The organism is Burkholderia sp. Ac-20344, assembly GCF_017104975.1.
Taxonomy (GTDB): domain Bacteria; phylum Pseudomonadota; class Gammaproteobacteria; order Burkholderiales; family Burkholderiaceae; genus Burkholderia.
Genome location: NZ_JAAGPP010000062.1, coordinates 34,304 through 48,492 on the forward strand (window position 1 = coordinate 34,304; position 14,189 = coordinate 48,492).

16 protein-coding genes and 2 pseudogenes are annotated in these 14,189 nt (G+C 69.2%); 11 read left to right on the plus strand and 7 right to left on the minus strand.

Translation table 11 applies throughout. From position 1 onward, the window contains the following. Positions 1–74 precede the first annotated feature (74 nt). A complete protein-coding gene (locus G3N64_RS20035; RefSeq protein ID WP_205785483.1) occupies positions 75–869 on the minus strand; it encodes an AraC family transcriptional regulator in 795 nt (264 codons plus the stop codon). A 170-nt stretch (positions 870–1,039) separates the two neighbouring features. Between G3N64_RS20035 and G3N64_RS20040 the strand changes: the two genes are divergently transcribed. Both G3N64_RS20040 and G3N64_RS20045 read left to right on the plus strand, forming a co-directional pair. Beyond that, a complete protein-coding gene (locus G3N64_RS20040) occupies positions 1,040–1,873 on the plus strand; it encodes a molybdenum cofactor biosynthesis F family protein (protein ID WP_205785497.1) in 834 nt (277 codons plus the stop codon). Beyond that, entirely contained in the window at positions 1,870–2,679 is an 810-nt protein-coding gene (locus G3N64_RS20045; RefSeq protein ID WP_205785484.1) for an SDR family oxidoreductase, read from the plus strand. Before G3N64_RS20040 ends, G3N64_RS20045 begins: the two co-directional genes overlap by 4 nt. 103 nt (positions 2,680–2,782) lie before the next feature. Here G3N64_RS20045 and G3N64_RS20050 read toward each other — a convergent pair whose 3' ends face one another. From G3N64_RS20050 to G3N64_RS40430, 4 genes and pseudogenes are all read right to left on the minus strand, one after another. Beyond that, positions 2,783–3,265, minus strand: coding sequence for a cupin domain-containing protein (locus G3N64_RS20050; protein ID WP_205785485.1), 483 nt, complete (start codon positions 3,263–3,265; stop codon positions 2,783–2,785). A gap of 365 nt (positions 3,266–3,630) precedes the next feature. Next, positions 3,631–4,323, minus strand: coding sequence for a dihydrodipicolinate reductase (locus tag G3N64_RS20055; RefSeq protein WP_205785486.1), 693 nt, complete (start codon positions 4,321–4,323; stop codon positions 3,631–3,633). A 159-nt stretch (positions 4,324–4,482) separates the two neighbouring features. Then, positions 4,483–4,764 (minus strand): hypothetical protein, encoded by a 282-nt coding sequence (locus G3N64_RS39820; protein ID WP_241021114.1) that lies wholly within the window; start codon positions 4,762–4,764, stop codon positions 4,483–4,485. 56 nt (positions 4,765–4,820) lie between these two features. Then, a pseudogene (locus G3N64_RS40430) lies at positions 4,821–5,114 on the minus strand (DUF4410 domain-containing protein); the annotation flags it as partial. On the opposite strand from G3N64_RS40430, the pseudogene G3N64_RS20065 reads away from it, so the two are divergent. From G3N64_RS20065 to G3N64_RS20095, 7 genes and pseudogenes are all read left to right on the plus strand, one after another. Continuing rightward, positions 5,040–5,270, plus strand: a pseudogene (locus G3N64_RS20065) (sterol desaturase family protein); the annotation flags it as partial. The pseudogenes G3N64_RS40430 and G3N64_RS20065 sit on opposite strands and share 75 nt — an antisense overlap. A gap of 105 nt (positions 5,271–5,375) precedes the next feature. Next, positions 5,376–6,089, plus strand: coding sequence for an SDR family NAD(P)-dependent oxidoreductase (locus G3N64_RS20070; RefSeq protein WP_205785487.1), 714 nt, complete (start codon positions 5,376–5,378; stop codon positions 6,087–6,089). Positions 6,090–6,167: 78 nt separating this feature from the next. Continuing rightward, a complete protein-coding gene (gene creB / locus G3N64_RS20075) occupies positions 6,168–6,872 on the plus strand; it encodes a two-component system response regulator CreB (RefSeq protein WP_205785488.1) in 705 nt (234 codons plus the stop codon). 14 nt (positions 6,873–6,886) lie between these two features. Further along, complete coding sequence (gene creC / locus G3N64_RS20080) at positions 6,887–8,329, plus strand: two-component system sensor histidine kinase CreC (RefSeq protein WP_205785489.1); 1,443 nt, start codon at positions 6,887–6,889, stop codon at positions 8,327–8,329. 115 nt (positions 8,330–8,444) lie between these two features. Further along, complete coding sequence (gene creD / locus G3N64_RS20085) at positions 8,445–9,836, plus strand: cell envelope integrity protein CreD (protein ID WP_205785490.1); 1,392 nt, start codon at positions 8,445–8,447, stop codon at positions 9,834–9,836. 157 nt (positions 9,837–9,993) lie between these two features. Continuing rightward, positions 9,994–10,233, plus strand: a complete 240-nt coding sequence (locus G3N64_RS20090) for a hypothetical protein (protein WP_205785491.1) — start codon at positions 9,994–9,996, stop codon at positions 10,231–10,233. A gap of 82 nt (positions 10,234–10,315) precedes the next feature. Further along, complete coding sequence (locus G3N64_RS20095; RefSeq protein WP_205785492.1) at positions 10,316–10,513, plus strand: oxidoreductase-like domain-containing protein; 198 nt, start codon at positions 10,316–10,318, stop codon at positions 10,511–10,513. An 81-nt stretch (positions 10,514–10,594) separates the two neighbouring features. Here the strand turns inward: G3N64_RS20095 and G3N64_RS20100 are convergent, their stop codons facing one another. After that, complete coding sequence (locus tag G3N64_RS20100; RefSeq protein ID WP_205785493.1) at positions 10,595–12,055, minus strand: MFS transporter; 1,461 nt, start codon at positions 12,053–12,055, stop codon at positions 10,595–10,597. Between the two features lie 170 nt (positions 12,056–12,225). Between G3N64_RS20100 and G3N64_RS20105 the strand changes: the two genes are divergently transcribed. Further along, on the plus strand, positions 12,226–13,098 hold the full coding sequence (locus G3N64_RS20105) for a LysR family transcriptional regulator (protein ID WP_205785494.1): 873 nt from the start codon (positions 12,226–12,228) through the stop codon (positions 13,096–13,098). A 58-nt stretch (positions 13,099–13,156) separates the two neighbouring features. Continuing rightward, on the plus strand, positions 13,157–13,477 hold the full coding sequence (locus G3N64_RS20110; RefSeq protein WP_205785495.1) for a hypothetical protein: 321 nt from the start codon (positions 13,157–13,159) through the stop codon (positions 13,475–13,477). 51 nt (positions 13,478–13,528) lie between these two features. Here G3N64_RS20110 and G3N64_RS20115 read toward each other — a convergent pair. Then, on the minus strand, positions 13,529–14,189 hold a 661-nt coding region (locus G3N64_RS20115; RefSeq protein ID WP_205785496.1), incomplete at its 5' end, for a LysR substrate-binding domain-containing protein.

Consider the following 14,189-nt stretch of genomic DNA (forward strand, 5'->3'; position numbering starts at 1 on the left):
ACCGCTGCCGTCGATGTGGCCGCAGCCTTCGACGGCTGTGCGCGCGGTGGCCGTCGCGCGGGATGACGGTGGCGTCAAACGGCCTGTGTGAACCGCCCCGGCGTGATCCCGAACTGGCGCGCGAACGCACGCGTTAAATGGCTCTGATCGGCAAAGCCGGCTTCGGCCGCGGCATCGGCGATCGACAGGCCGCTGGCGAGCAGCGCGCGCGCCAGCCGCGCGCGCGACTGGATCAGGTAGGCATGCGGTGTGATGCCGAGTTCGCGGGCAAACCCGCGCAGCAGCTGGAAGCGGCTGACGCCGCTCAGGTCGGCCAGCTCGGCGAGCGAAACGGGGGCAGCCGGCGCCGCGTCGAGCCGCTCCCGGGCGATGCGGATCGCCGGTGCGACGCACGCCGCCGGCAGTGTGCGGTTCGCGTGCCGCGCGAGCAACCCGGCGACGAGCATCACGAGCGCTTCGTCACGGGAAAGCGGCTGGGATTCCCCCGCAACGATGCGTGCATGCAACCGGCTCACCGCGGCCGCGAGCCGTGCGTCGCGCACCGCCGGATGTGCCAGCTCGACGCCGCCGAGGCCTTCTTCCGCCGCGACGCCTGCGACCAGCGCGGGCGCGAGGTACAGCATCCGCCAGCGCCGGCCCGTGCCGGCCTCGATCGGCGAGCCGTCGTGCATCTCGCCCGGGTTGACCATGATCGCGTCGCCGGCCAGTGCGTCGACCTGCCCGCGGCCGCTCCACGACCGGTGCGCGCCGCTGACGATCACGCCGACCCCGAATTCGTCGTGCGCGTGGCGCGGAAACGCGCGGTCGGATTCGAGGCTGATTGCCTCGATGCCTTCGCCGGTCCGTCGGTAGTGGGTGACGCGGTGCATGTACGCTCCTCGCGCCGGTCGCGGCGCGGATTTCGTGCACTTTAGCGCGTTCCGGCGCCGCGCGCCCTTCATCCTTTTGGCCGATACCGCGCGGCGCGCGCAACCCGCACCATGTGCACATGAGCAGCGTACACGGCCCGCCGGGCCTGAAGCTGCGCGGGAGACGGCAGGTGGAACGACAGGATCCGGTATTCATTCAGGTTGGCGCGCTCGCGGACGGCTTCGCGCCGGAGGCGAACCTCCTCGCATCCGTCGACGCGCTCGCCGGGCGGACGCTTGCGCTCGGCGACGCATCGGGTGCGTGGCGCGTCTATACGTTCGAGCCCGGCGCATTGCAGTGGCGCGATGCGGCGACCGACACGGGCGGCCGCGAGCCGTGCCGCGTGACGCGGCTGCGCGACGGGCTGTACTTCGTCGACTACATCGATTCGGCGGCCCGCGCGACGTCGGCCAGTCTCGTGATCGATCTCGACAGCGGCGTGTGGACGTCGGTCGTCGGCACGTTGCCGACCGAAGCCGATACGCGCATCGACGCGTTCACGCGGGTTGCGCGCGGGCTGCCGCTGACGGGCGTCGAGGCCGGGTTCCGGCACGGCACGCTCGGCGGTCACACGCAACCGGGGCCGCTGCACGGGCCCACGCGCGAGCTGATCGGCAAGCGGACGATGTACCGCTACAGCCCGACCGAATGCTACGAGCACATCTACCTGAACGAGAACTTCTACGCGTGGCAGTGCCTGCAGGGTGTCGAAGGCGGACTGGCCGATGTCGACCGCTGCCATTACTTCAGGATTGCAGATGAACTGTATCTGTTCGTGTGGCGAGAAAAGGTGGTGCCGACGCTCGGCGTCGTGCTGATCGACCTCGCGCAGCGCAAGACCGACGGCAAGATCTTCGGTTATCAGGGCGGCGATTTCGGCACGCTGTCGAACTTCCCGATCGGCGCTCATGCGCAGGTGCTGAACGACACCGTGCATCCGCTCGACGGCGACGCGCAGCGATGAGTGCCGTGCCGTGCGGCGGCCGCCTGCGTGCGGATTTCAGCGGGCGCGTCGTGCTCGTCACGGGCGCCGCGCAGGGGATCGGCGCGGCGATCGCACGCCGCTTCGCGGAATCCGACGCATTCGTCGCGCTCGCCGACCTGAACGGCGAGGCCGCCGCCGCGCAGGCCGACGCGCTCGCGAGCACGGGTGGCGTGGCGCGCGCCTATCGGGTGGACGCCGCGAGCCGTGACGAGCTGTTCGCGCTGGTTGCGGCGGTCGAGCGCGATGGCGGCCGGCTCGATGCCGTCGTCCACAATGCCGCGTATTTTCCACTGACGCCGTTCACGCAGATCGACGAGCCGACGCTCGATCGCACGCTGTCGGTCAACCTGTCGGCGCTGTTCTGGCTCGCGCAGGCCGCGCTGCCGGCATTCGAGCGGGCGGGCGCGGGGCGGTTGCTCGTCACGTCGTCGGTGACGGGGCCGCGCGTCGTGTATCCGGGGCTTGCGCACTACGCGGCGTCGAAGGCCGGCGTGAACGGCTTCATTCGCGCGGCGGCGCTGGAGCTCGCGCGCTGCAACGTGACGGTGAACGGCGTCGAGCCGGGAATGATCCGCACGCCGGCGGCCGGCAATCTCGGCGGCGCGTCGGTCGCGGCGCAGATCGCGCGCGACATTCCGCTCGCGCGGATGGGCGAGCCGGAAGATATCGCGAACGCGATGCTGTTTCTCGCATCGGCCGATGCCGCGTACATCACGGGGCAGACGATCGTCGTCGACGGCGGTGCGACGTTGCCCGAGAGCGGAGCGGTGCTTGGCAGCGAGTGACGGTTGACCGGGTAACGACCGGCGGAACGGGGGAGCCTCGTCGGCCTGCTGCGAGCTCGCGCAGCAGGTTCGGCGTGTTCCGCCGAGGGCATCTGCGCAGGCGTCAGTCCGGCATTCCGTTATGGTCCCCGAGCGGCCTGGCGGGCCAGTCCACCCAGCGGTCCGCGCGGGTCAGCTCATACGCGTCGTTCATCGGGTAGCGGATGCGGTTGTCGTCGCGCGGACGTTCACCGATCACCATCAGCCGGACTTCGTCCTGCGTGTTGTTGATGAAGGTGTGGCAGATTCCGGTGCCCGCCGGAAACGCGACGGACTCGCCTTCGGCAACGGGGTAAAGCACGCCGTCGATCCAGACATCGGGCTTGCCCTCGAGCACGTACACAAACTCCTGCTCGGTGCTTTCGGCATGCGGATAGGAGGTCCGCCGGCCCGGCAGAAGCCGCACGTGATGAATGCCGATACGCGTGATGCCGAGCGCGGCGGAAAGCGGAGCGTCCAGCGCCATCGGCTCGGTGTCGCCGCGATAGCGATGCGCTTCCGGTTCTTCGAGCTCGGTCCAGTGCTTGATGAAATCGGGGCGGGTCATCGGTTGTTCTCCTGTCGGGGGGATGTCGACGGTAGCAGTTCAGACGTTGACGTCGGCGGTGATTCGCGCGCCATCTCTGCGAATGGACTTCGTCCGATAACTTACCAGCGAATGCGAAAGGGGGATGGCTCGTCGAATTTATCGAGCGGCCGTGGCGGCGAAGCCGGCTGGCGTGATCTTGACCGCCGCCGATGCGGGACGTCGGGTGCCGGTCGGCGAGATTCATGGCGGCCCGGACGTCGCGGATCGGGCGATCGACGGCATCCACGCAAATCAGCACCGCCCCCCTTCTTGCATTGCGCAAAAAACGTCTGCGACGCGGCGCGCGCGTGTCGCCCGCCGCGTCTCGCCGCGTCTCGCCGCGACTACAGCCAGCCGTTGCGGATGAACTCGACGATCGAATAGCGGCGGTGCTCGAGGTCGTGCTGCCGGACGGCGTCGACGATGCGCGACACGCCGTCCGCGTAAGGTGTCGCACCCACCACGCGCGATTCGAACTGCAGGCTGCATGCACCGTCGTCGATGCGTATCCGGTGAATCGCGTGGCGGCCAAGCTGATCGTCGGTGACGGCGAATTCGCTGCGCTGCACGTCCGGGTCGCGTACGGAGCGGATGTCTGCCGGCCGCACGCCGAGCGACTGGCCGATCCCGACGGCCGTGCCGGGGACGGACGTCTTGCCGGCCTGATGGGACTCCGTTAGGCTGATCCGGCAGTCGTGAAACAGGTGGCCGCTGGTTTCCAGCATGCTCATGAACTTGAGCATCAGGATGTTCGTGTTCGGACACAGCACGACCGGGAAAGCATGCGAGCCGGTTTCGAGCACGGAGCCGGTCGACAGCTCGACGAGCGGCGATGCGGTGGCCTCGCAGAATGCGATCACGGCGGGGAGCTCGCGGCCGGAACCGGCATGCACGACGATCATTCGGTCGTCGCTACGCTGCGCGTCGTTGCGCGCGCTGTCCGACCAGGGGATCACGCGACAGGTTGCCGGGTCGAGCCGGTGTGCGTCGAGCAGCTCGCTGGCCAGCTTGCCGGTTCCTACGACGAGTACTTGCATGGAATTGACGGGTTGAGGTTCAGGATTCGGGACGGAAATGGCACGGGCCGTCGGGTGGCCCGGCGCGGCCGCGGCGCGTGGCGTCGGGCCGGTCTCGCGCATTATGCCCGGCCGCTCGCCTGCGTGCCCGCCGGGCCGCGCAGCCGGCGGCCTGACGCGTCAGCTTGCCGACGCCGTCGGCAGCCACGCGTTCGCTGCGTTCTGCGTGGCGATCTGCTTCGCGATCGAGCGCGCGAGGCAGTCGGTATCGGACGCCACCGTGTCGTGCTTCGCTTCCGACACGCCATGCAGGCCGGCGCCAACCGCTGCCGACGTTGCGAGGCGGCCGCCTCGCCTCGCCGCGCCGGCGGTTTCCACCATGCCGGGCAGGTGGCCGCTGTTCGCGCTGGACGAGAACGTGCCGAGCGGCTGCGGCGCGCCATGCGTCGGCGGGAACAGCACACGGTGACCGATGCCTTTACTTCGCGCTTGCCCGCACCGAGCCCGATCAGCGTGCGGCGGCGGCGGTGGCCGGCGTCGATCGACTCGAACCGGCCTTCGACCACCAGCGCGTCGCGGCCGTCGGGCATCGGGCCGCGCAGCGCGGGGATGCCTTGCGACCGGAGTTCGTGCACGAGTGCGTCGGCGAATTGCTCGCGGATCTTCAGCGCGCTCTGCTGGCGATGCACGTCGGCGGACGATCCGCTCACGAGGGTCGCGAGCTTGCCGATTATCCCGCCGACGAGCCGTGCCGTTTCGGCCTCGTCACGCCGATCCGCTCGCGCAATCCGTTCGTCGTCGAGCTCGAGCACTGGGCGAGCCTTGCCCGCGACGTCGCAACGGCCCGCGACGTGTGGACCGCGATCCGCTTCGTGCTGCCGCCGCCGGGCTGGCGACCGGACAACCAGGGCGAAACGACGGAGGAACTGCGCCGCCGCAGCCTCGTCGCCGTGCGCACGGATGCGTGAACGGCGCTACGCTGTGGCGAATTGCCGGTCGCGCACGCATGCCGCGGCCGGCATGACCCATCAACACGCATCATCAAGCAACCCTCGATCCAGGAGAAAACATCGATGGAACACGATCTCAAAGGCAAGGCAGTCGCGATCACCGGCGGATTCGGCCATCTGGGCGTCGCGACGGCCGCGTGGCTCGGCGAGCGCGGCGCACGCGTCGCGTTGATCGGCCGCGGCACGGCCCCGGCGGCGCAGGCGCTGCCCGGCGTGCCGGCCGACGCGCTGCGCATCGGCGGCATCGATCTCGTCGATCCGCAGGCCGCCGTGCAGGCGCTCGATACCGTGCAGCGTGAATTCGGCCGGGTCGACGCGCTGCTGAACATCGCGGGCGCGTTCGTGTGGCAGACGATCGCCGACGGCGACGCCGCCACGTGGGACCGCATGTACGAACTGAACGTGAAGACCGCGCTGAACGCATCGAAGGCCGCGCTGCCGCACCTGCTGGCGAGCCCGGCCGGGCGCATCGTCAACATCGGCGCCGGCGCGGCATTCAAGGCCGGCACGGGGATGGGCGCCTACGCGGCCGCGAAGACCGGCGTCGCGCGGCTCACCGAGGCGCTGGCGGCCGAACTGCTCGACCGCGGCGTGACGGTGAACGCGCTCCTGCCGAGCATCATCGATACGCCGCCGAACCGTGCGGACATGCCGGACGCGGATTTCACGCGCTGGGTGCGGCCGGAGCAGATCGCGGCGACGATCGGCTTCCTGCTGTCGGCCGACGCGCAGGCGATCACGGGCGCGTCGATTCCGGTGACGGGCCGCGTGGCATAGCGCGGCGGGCAGGGGCTCGCGCCGCGGCCGGCCGTGCGTACAATGTCGCACCGGATTGCGCGAGCCCAGCCAGAGACCATGCATCAGCCCCATATCCTGATCGTCGAAGATGAAATGGCGATCGCGGACACGATCATCTATGCCCTCGGCACCGACGGCATGCAGACCGTCCACTGCACGCTCGGGCAGGCGGCGCTCGACCGCCTGCGCGATGCGCGCTTCGATCTCGTGGTGCTCGACGTCGGCCTGCCGGATCTCAGCGGCTTCGAGGTGTGCCGGCGGCTGCGTACGTTCTCCGACGTGCCGGTGATTTTCCTGACCGCGCGGCACGACGAAATCGACCGGATCGTCGGGCTCGAAATCGGCGCCGACGATTACGTGATCAAGCCGTTTTCGCCGCGCGAGCTGGCCGCGCGGGTGCGCGTGATCCTGCGGCGTTTCCATCGGACGGCCGCACCCGAATCGACACCTGCGCCGGCACCAGTCGAGACGATCGCACCGGGTTTCACGCTCGATACGGATGGCGCGCGCGTGGTGTGGCTCGGCCACGCGCTGGACCTCACGCGCTACGAATTCGGGCTGCTGGCGCTGCTGGTCCGGCATCCCGGGCGCATCTATTCGCGCGAGCAGTTGATGGACCTCGTGTGGCACGAGGCATTCGATTCGGCCGACCGCACGGTCGACACGCACATCAAGACGCTGCGCGCCAAGCTGCGCGCGATCGCCCCCGAGCGCGACCCGATCCGCACGCATCGCGGGATGGGTTATTCGCTGCAACCGTAACGACTGCACCGCCCATGCACATCGGCCTGCGCATCTTCTTCGGCTTTTTCCTGATCGTCGGTCTGGCCGCGCTGATCACGCTGCGCGTGTTCGTGCAGGAGGTGAAGCCCGGCGTGCGCGAGGCGATGGAGGACACGCTCGTCGATACCGCGCAAGTGCTCGCGACGCTGGCCGCCGACGACATGGCGAACGGCCACATCGCCGACGGCGCTTTCGCGCGGCAGCTCTCGAAACTGCATGAACGCCCGGTCAGCGCGAACGTGTGGGGCGTGCAAAAGAACGCGATCGGCTACCGTCTCTACATCACCGATGCGCACGGCATCGTGCGCTACGACTCGACCGGCCGCGCGGTCGGGCAGGACTATTCGCGCTGGAACGACGTGTACCGGACGCTGCGCGGCGAATACGGCGCACGCAGCACGCGCAGCGATCCGAACGACGACAGCAGCACCGTGATGCACGTGGCGGCGCCGATCCGGCGCGGCAACGAGATCATCGGCGTGCTGACGATCGCGAAGCCGAACCAGACGGTCGCGCCGTTCATCGCGCGCAGCCAGCGCAAGATCATGCTGTACGGCGCGCTGCTGATGGGCGGCGCGATCCTGATCGGCGTCGCGTGCACATGGTGGCTGGTGGTCGGGCTGCGGCGCCTGCAGCGCTATGCGCGCGCGATCGCGGCGGGCGAGCGGGCCGACATGCCGCTGCAGGGCGCGAGCGAACTGGCCGAGCTCGGGCGCGCGGTGGAAAGCATGCATCAGCGGCTGGAGGACCGGCAGTACGTCGAGACCTACATCCACACGCTCACGCACGAGATGAAAAGCCCGCTGGCGGCGATCAGCGGCGCGGCCGAACTGCTGCAGGAGGAGATGCCGGTCGCGAACCGCCGGCGCTTCACCGAGAACATCCGCCGCCAGGCCGGCCGCCTCGAACAGATGATCCGCAAGCTGCTCGCACTCGCCGAAGTCGAGCAGAAGCAGCGCCTGTCGGTGCGCGAACCGGTCGCGCTGCGGCCGGTGCTCGAACAGCTCGTCGACGATATCGAGCCGCGCGCGCGGCAGCGCGGCGTGAACCTGGCGATCGACGCGGCGGATCCGGCGGTCGTCGAAGGCGATCCGTTCCTGCTGCGCCAGGCGCTCGGCAACCTGCTCGACAATGCGCTGGATTTCGCGCCGCGGGGCAGCACGATCCGCATCGCGCTCGAACGGCAGCCGGCGGGGAGGGCGCACGTCGCGATCGTGCGCGTGGCCGACGACGGCCCCGGCGTGCCCGACTACGCACTGGCGCGCGTGTTCGAGCGCTTCTATTCGCTGCCGCGCCCCGACGGGCAGGATCGCAGCACGGGCCTCGGGCTGTGTTTCGTCCGCGAAGTCGCGATGCTGCATCGCGGCCAGGTCGCGCTCGCGAACCGTGACGAAGGCGGCGCGTGCGCGACGCTCACGCTGCCGTCGGCGGGCTGACCGCGCTTCACGTTCGCCTCACATTCGCCTCACATTCGCTTCACACCCGCTTCAATCGCCCTTCACCGGGGCCGCTCATGCTGACCGTACCCTTCTACTTCGGTACCTGTCGGCCATGAATCGAGTCCTGTTGTTCAAATTCGCGATCACCGCGTTTCTCGCGCTGCTGATCCTGATCCCGCTGCACATGGTGCAAAGCATCGTGCAGGAACGCTCCGCGTATCGCATGGACGCGCTGCAGAGCATCTGGTCGAGCTATGCGGGGCCGCAGACGGTGGCAGGGCCCGTGCTCGTCGTGCATTACACCGAAGTCACGCGCGTGCGTGACGATACGCCGGCCCGCGGCGCACCGAAGACGAGCCTGAGAAGCGAGACCAGACGCCTGCTCGTGTTTCCGAAGACGCTGAACGTGGACGGCACGCTGACGACCAGCGTCCGCTATCGCGGCATCCACAAGGCGCTGGTGTACGAGCTCGCAAGCCGGCTGACCGGCACGCTGCCGTTGCCGGACCTGAAGAAACTGCCGCAGGCGGACGGCCACGTGAGCTTCAAGGTCGACGATGCCTATGTCGCGATCGGCATCGGCGACATTCGCGGGCTGACCGCGCAGCCCGACCTGCGGATCGGCGGTGCGCGCTTCGACGTCGAGCAGGGCACGCGGCTGGACAGCCTGCGCCAGGGTGTGCATGCGAACGTCGATCTCGCGGCGCTGGCGGACGCAAGCGCGGGAGCGGCCGTGCCGTTCAGCATCGACCTGCCGCTGCGCGGCGCGGATTCCGTCGCGTTCGCGCCGGTGGGCGACCAGAACGATTTCTCGCTGAAGTCGACGTGGCCGCATCCGAGTTTCGACGGCGCGTTCCTGCCGAACAACCGCACGGTCGATGCGCACGGCTTCACCGGCAACTGGCGCGTGACGTCGTTCAACACGAAGGCGCGCGAGCAGATCGCATCCGGCAACGGGGAAGGTGCGATCGAAATGGCGTCGGTGTCGGTGATCGAACCCGTGAACGTCTATCTGCAGGCCGAACGCGCGACGAAGTACGGCGCGCTGTTCGTGATGCTCACGTTCGCGAGTTTCTTCATGTACGAGCTCGTGAAGCGGTTGCGCATCCACCCGATCCAGTACACGCTGGTCGGCTTGTCGCTCGCGCTGTTCTTCCTGCTGCTGCTGAGCCTGTCCGAACACATCAAGTTCGCGTATGCGTATCTCGCGGCGAGCGGCGCATGCATCGGGCTGCTCGGCTTCTACCTGTCGTTCGTGCTGCACAGCGTGAAGCGCGGCGCGACGTTCGCGGCGCTGCTCGCGGTGCTGTACGCGGCGCTCTACGGCCTGCTGCTGTCGGAAGACAACGCGCTGATGCTCGGTTCGCTGCTGCTGTTCGCGATCCTCGCCGGCATCATGACGCTCACGCGCCGGGTCGACTGGTATTCGCTCGGTGCCGCGTGGCAGCCGCTGGCCGACAAGGCGGGCGCGGGCGCCGCGAAGCCGGGTGCGCCGGTGAAGTAAGCGCGCGGGTTGCGAGCAGGCGCGCCGGTCGGGAATGCTATGGCCGGCGCGTTATACAGCGCGATGTCGTACCGCCGAGTCACGCGCGCGATGCTGGCCGGCGAAACCGCGCCAGCGGAATTTCGGCCACGGCCGTGATCTCGATCAGCAGTGCGGTATGCGGGACTGGCTTCGGATCGTCGACGAGCGGGACGACACGCGCAAGATGCTTGGCGACGCCGTGCAGCGAACGACGGCACGCGACCGGCTCGGCTTCGTCTTCCGCGATGCGCGGCAGGGTTTCGTCGACCGTCTGGACGCGAGCTGCGCCGCGCTTGCGGAGGTGATCGCCGAAATCGATGCATGGACGCGCGAGGTCCGGATTCGCCACGACCAGGTGACGATTCCGGGGATATGACGCAACGTGGAATGGCCGGCGCGGCACGCATGCCGTGCAGCATCCGCTTATACTGAACACGTCTCTTCATTCGATTTTCGCCGTGCCCAACACTGCCTCTCCGGAATCGTCCGTCGACGATCCCCGTCCGACCCCGCCTATCCAACCCGAACTGGAAGATTGCTGCAACAGCGGCTGCTCGCCGTGCGTCTTCGATCTCTACGACGAAGCGCTTGCGCGCTATCGCGTCGAGCTGGCCGAATGGGAAGCGCGCCACGCGCAACGCAAGCATCACGCGTGAGCCGGATGCCGGCGAGCGGCTGCACTCGCACCTGTGCCGTTTCCGCTTCAGACCCTGCCGTTACTGCGATTCCCGTTCCGCTTACGTGCCCGCATGCAGCCGCCGATGCAGCGGCCCGAGCGTGGCCGACAGCGCGACGCACACGAGCAGCACGGCCGTCAGCGCGAACATCGACGTCCTGAAGCCCTGCACATAATCGAGCGCGGCCGGATGCGCGCCGAGCCGGGCGAAGAACACGCCGCCGAGCGTGGCCGCGCCGACCGCCGCACCGATCTGCAGCATCGCGGTGACCATGCCGGAGGCGACCCCCGCGCGCGCCGTGTCGACTTCCGCGAGCACGATCCGCACGACCGACGGCAGCACGAGGCCCTGGCCGATCCCGATTGCCGCGATCCCCGCGTAGAAGCCGGGGCCTGGCGCGGCTGCACCGGCCAGCGCGGCGGCCGTCGCGACGCCGGCCGCGAGCATCGCGAAACCGAGCGTGAGCACGCGATAGCCGCCGAACCGGCCGACGAGCCGCGGCATCAGCAGCGGGCTCGACAGGAAGCCGAGCCCGAGCGGCAGGATCGCGAGCCCCGACGCGAGCGGCGACCAGTTCAGGCAGCCCTGCAGGTAGATCCCGTAGCTCAGGAAGAACGCGCTCAGCGTGTAGAACAGGAACGCCAGCACGAGCCCGAGCGCGACGACGGGATTGCGGAACAGGCGCACGTCGAGCAGCGGATCGTGACCGTTCGCGAGGCGGCGCGCTTCGACCGCCAGCAGCGCGCCGAGCATCGGCAGCGCGCCGACGAGGCACGCGACCATCCACAGCGGCCAGCCGGCCTCGCGCCCATGCGTGAGCGGGTAGACGAGCATCAGCAGGAACAGCGACAGCAGCGCCATGCCGGGCACGTCGACGCGCTGGCCGCGCGGCGGCCGGCTTTCCGGGATGAAGCGCCAGCTGCCGATCAGCGCCAGGATCCCGATCGGCAGGTTGACGAGGAAGATCGCGCGCCAGCCGAGCCCGAACGGATGCAGGCTGATCAACGCACCGCCGCCGAGCTGGCCGATCACGGCCGCGAGGCCGAACACGAAACCGTAGAAGCCCATCACGCGCACCTGCTCCTGCGGGCTGAACACGCTGCGGATCGTCGCGAGCACTTGCGGCGCGAGGATCGCGGCGAACAGGCCCTGCAGCACGCGGCCGCCGACCAGCACCGCGCCGCTGCCGGCGAGCCCGCACAGCGTCGACGCGACGACGAAGCCGGCCATCCCGATCATGAACATGCGCTTGCGGCCGTACAGGTCGCCGAGCCGGCCGCCGGCGATCTGCACGACGGCGTTCGCGCACGCGTACGCCGACACGACCAGCTGCAGCTCGGCCGGGCGCGCGCCGATGCCGTCGCGGATGGCCGGCAGCGCGAGATTCACAATGAAGTAGTCGAGCGGCGGCAGAATCGCGCCAACCAGCAGGACCACCAGCGCCCAGCCGTGGTGGCTGCGCGGCGTCGCCGCGGCAGCCGTGCCGGCCGGCACGCAGGGGGCAAGGGTGTCGTTCGTCATGGAAGCAAATCCGAAGGAATGAGGGCCGCATTCAGGCCGGGCACGACGCAGGGAGCGCCGGTTCGGCCCGGGAAGGGCGATTGACCCCCATTCTGGATGGTGGCTATGAATCGGAAAAGCGGGAATTGGTGGTAGCATCCATCGGGTTATTCGATGGATGGAGAATGGCGATGCGCGGTTTCGACCTGGATCAGTTGCGTACTTTCGCGGCGGTCGCGGACGCCGGCAGCCTGACGGCCGCCGCGCCGCTGCTGCACCTGTCGCAGTCGACGGTCAGCGAGCAGGTGCGCAAGCTCGAATCGCGCGCCGGCGTGCCGCTGTTCGTGCGCAGCAAGCGCGGGGTCGAGCCGACCCCGGCCGGCTCGCGGCTGCTGCAGCACGCGCGGCGCATCGTCGCGCTGAACGAGGCCGCGTTCGACGAAGTGCGCGGGCAGGCGATCAAGGGCGAGTTGCGCGTCGCGATCACCGATTACTACCGGACCAACGAAGTCGCGGGCCTGCTCGCGCGGCTGAGGGAGTGCTACCCGCAGCTGAGCCTGCACGTCAGCGCGATGAAGAGCGCCGATATCGAGGCCGCGCACGCGCGCGGGCAGGTCGATCTCGGCGTGGTGATGAACCTGTCGAGCGGGCCGTTCCGGCCGGCGTCGGCCGATACGCGCTGGGTGCTGCGGCGCGAGCCGCTGTCGTGGGTCGCATCGCCCGCGCTCGCCGAGCCGTTGCCCGAGCCGCTGCCGCTCGTGCTGCTGCCGGACGACTGCATGATGCATCAGGTCGCAGTGCGCTCGCTCGACGAGCAGCACACGCCGTACCGGCTCGTGCACAGCGCGTCGGGGGTGGCCGGGCTGCAGTCGATGCTGGCGGCGGGGCTCGGTGTGGGCTGCCTGTGCGCGTCGGCGATCGGCGAGGGCCTGATGCGGCTCGGCGCGAAATACCGGCTGCCGCCGCTGCCCGACGCGGTGTTTTCGCTGACGCCGCCGATGCCGGGCGAACGCGAAACCGTCACGCAGGCGCGCGAGGTGCTGTCGCGGCAATTGCTGATGTAAAACCGGGCCGCACGACATGCGGCGGCGCGTACCTGAGAGGCGCGCCAGGAGACAAGAAATGAACGACGAACTGCAACGCCAGATGGCCGCGAAGCTGCAGGATGCGCTGGAGCGCGTGGTCGACGAACGCTCGCTGATCCATTTCCTGCGCGTGCTCGGCCACGACTGGAACAAGGAGCGCCAGCTCGAAGCCGACGTGCCGCCGTCGCCGTATGCGCATGCCGCGCTCGGCTGGGAAAACCGCTCGATCGGCGAATACCTGGACGCGATGGTCGACTGGGCCGAGGCGTCGGAGGAAGGGCTGCGCTTTTACGACGTGCCCGACAATCCGTGGCGGCGCATGGCGGACATCCTGTTCGCCGGAAAAATCTACGAGTAGTGCGGTTCGGGCGATTCGCCCATTTCGTCCGTGGTTGTCGCCGCGAATCGTCTATTCGAAGGCTTCGCCGTTCACGTACGCACGCAGCCCGTCGGCCAGCGCATCGAACACCGCGCGGCAGCGCGGGCTCGTCCGCAGGTCCTCGTGCATCACGACCCAGGTTTCCAGCTGCATCGCGGGCCCGTCCGGCAGCACGCGCACGAGCCGCGCGTCGCGTTTCGCGAGCGCGGTCTGGCAGAAGCCGATCCCGTAGCCGGCGCGGATCATCGCGAGCTGCGCGAGGTTGCTGTCGGTGCGCAGCGCGAACGCATCGCGCTTCCACAGCGGCATGCCGCGCCCCGCCGAGCGGATGAACGGCGTGACCGTATCGAAACCGATCAGCGCGTGATGCGCGAGTTCGTCGATCGTCGCGGGCGCGCCGTTGCGCGCCAGGTAGTCGTCGCGTGCAAACAGCCCGATGTCGATTTCGCCGATGCGCCGCGCCACGAGCGCTTCCTGCGCGGGCGGCGCCATCCGGACCGCGATGTCGGCCTCGCGCTTGAGCACGTCCTGGATGCGGTCGGTCGGCACCAGTTCGATGACGAGCCCCGGATGGTTGCGCCGCAATTGCGCGAGAATCGGCGGCAGCACTTCGACGGCGATCACGTCGCTGGCCGAGAGCCGCACGATGCCGCGCACGCCGGCGCCGTGGCTCGCGGCCGCGCGCTCGAAC

Excerpts from the sequence above, each read along its gene's own strand:
- G3N64_RS20035 (WP_205785483.1), bottom strand. The coding sequence starts at position 869 with ATGCACCGCGTCACCCACTACCGACGGACCGGCGAAGGCATCGAGGCA.
- creD (WP_205785490.1), top strand. The coding sequence starts at position 8,445 with ATGAATCGAGTCCTGTTGTTCAAATTCGCGATCACCGCGTTTCTCGCG.
- G3N64_RS20070 (WP_205785487.1), top strand. The coding sequence starts at position 5,376 with ATGGAACACGATCTCAAAGGCAAGGCAGTCGCGATCACCGGCGGATTC.
- G3N64_RS20055 (WP_205785486.1), bottom strand. The coding sequence starts at position 4,323 with ATGCAAGTACTCGTCGTAGGAACCGGCAAGCTGGCCAGCGAGCTGCTC.
- G3N64_RS20090 (WP_205785491.1), top strand. The coding sequence starts at position 9,994 with ATGCGGGACTGGCTTCGGATCGTCGACGAGCGGGACGACACGCGCAAG.
- creC (WP_205785489.1), top strand. The coding sequence starts at position 6,887 with ATGCACATCGGCCTGCGCATCTTCTTCGGCTTTTTCCTGATCGTCGGT.
- G3N64_RS20050 (WP_205785485.1), bottom strand. The coding sequence starts at position 3,265 with ATGACCCGCCCCGATTTCATCAAGCACTGGACCGAGCTCGAAGAACCG.
- G3N64_RS20100 (WP_205785493.1), bottom strand. The coding sequence starts at position 12,055 with ATGACGAACGACACCCTTGCCCCCTGCGTGCCGGCCGGCACGGCTGCC.
- G3N64_RS20110 (WP_205785495.1), top strand. The coding sequence starts at position 13,157 with ATGAACGACGAACTGCAACGCCAGATGGCCGCGAAGCTGCAGGATGCG.
- G3N64_RS20045 (WP_205785484.1), top strand. The coding sequence starts at position 1,870 with ATGAGTGCCGTGCCGTGCGGCGGCCGCCTGCGTGCGGATTTCAGCGGG.
- G3N64_RS20105 (WP_205785494.1), top strand. The coding sequence starts at position 12,226 with ATGCGCGGTTTCGACCTGGATCAGTTGCGTACTTTCGCGGCGGTCGCG.
- creB (WP_205785488.1), top strand. The coding sequence starts at position 6,168 with ATGCATCAGCCCCATATCCTGATCGTCGAAGATGAAATGGCGATCGCG.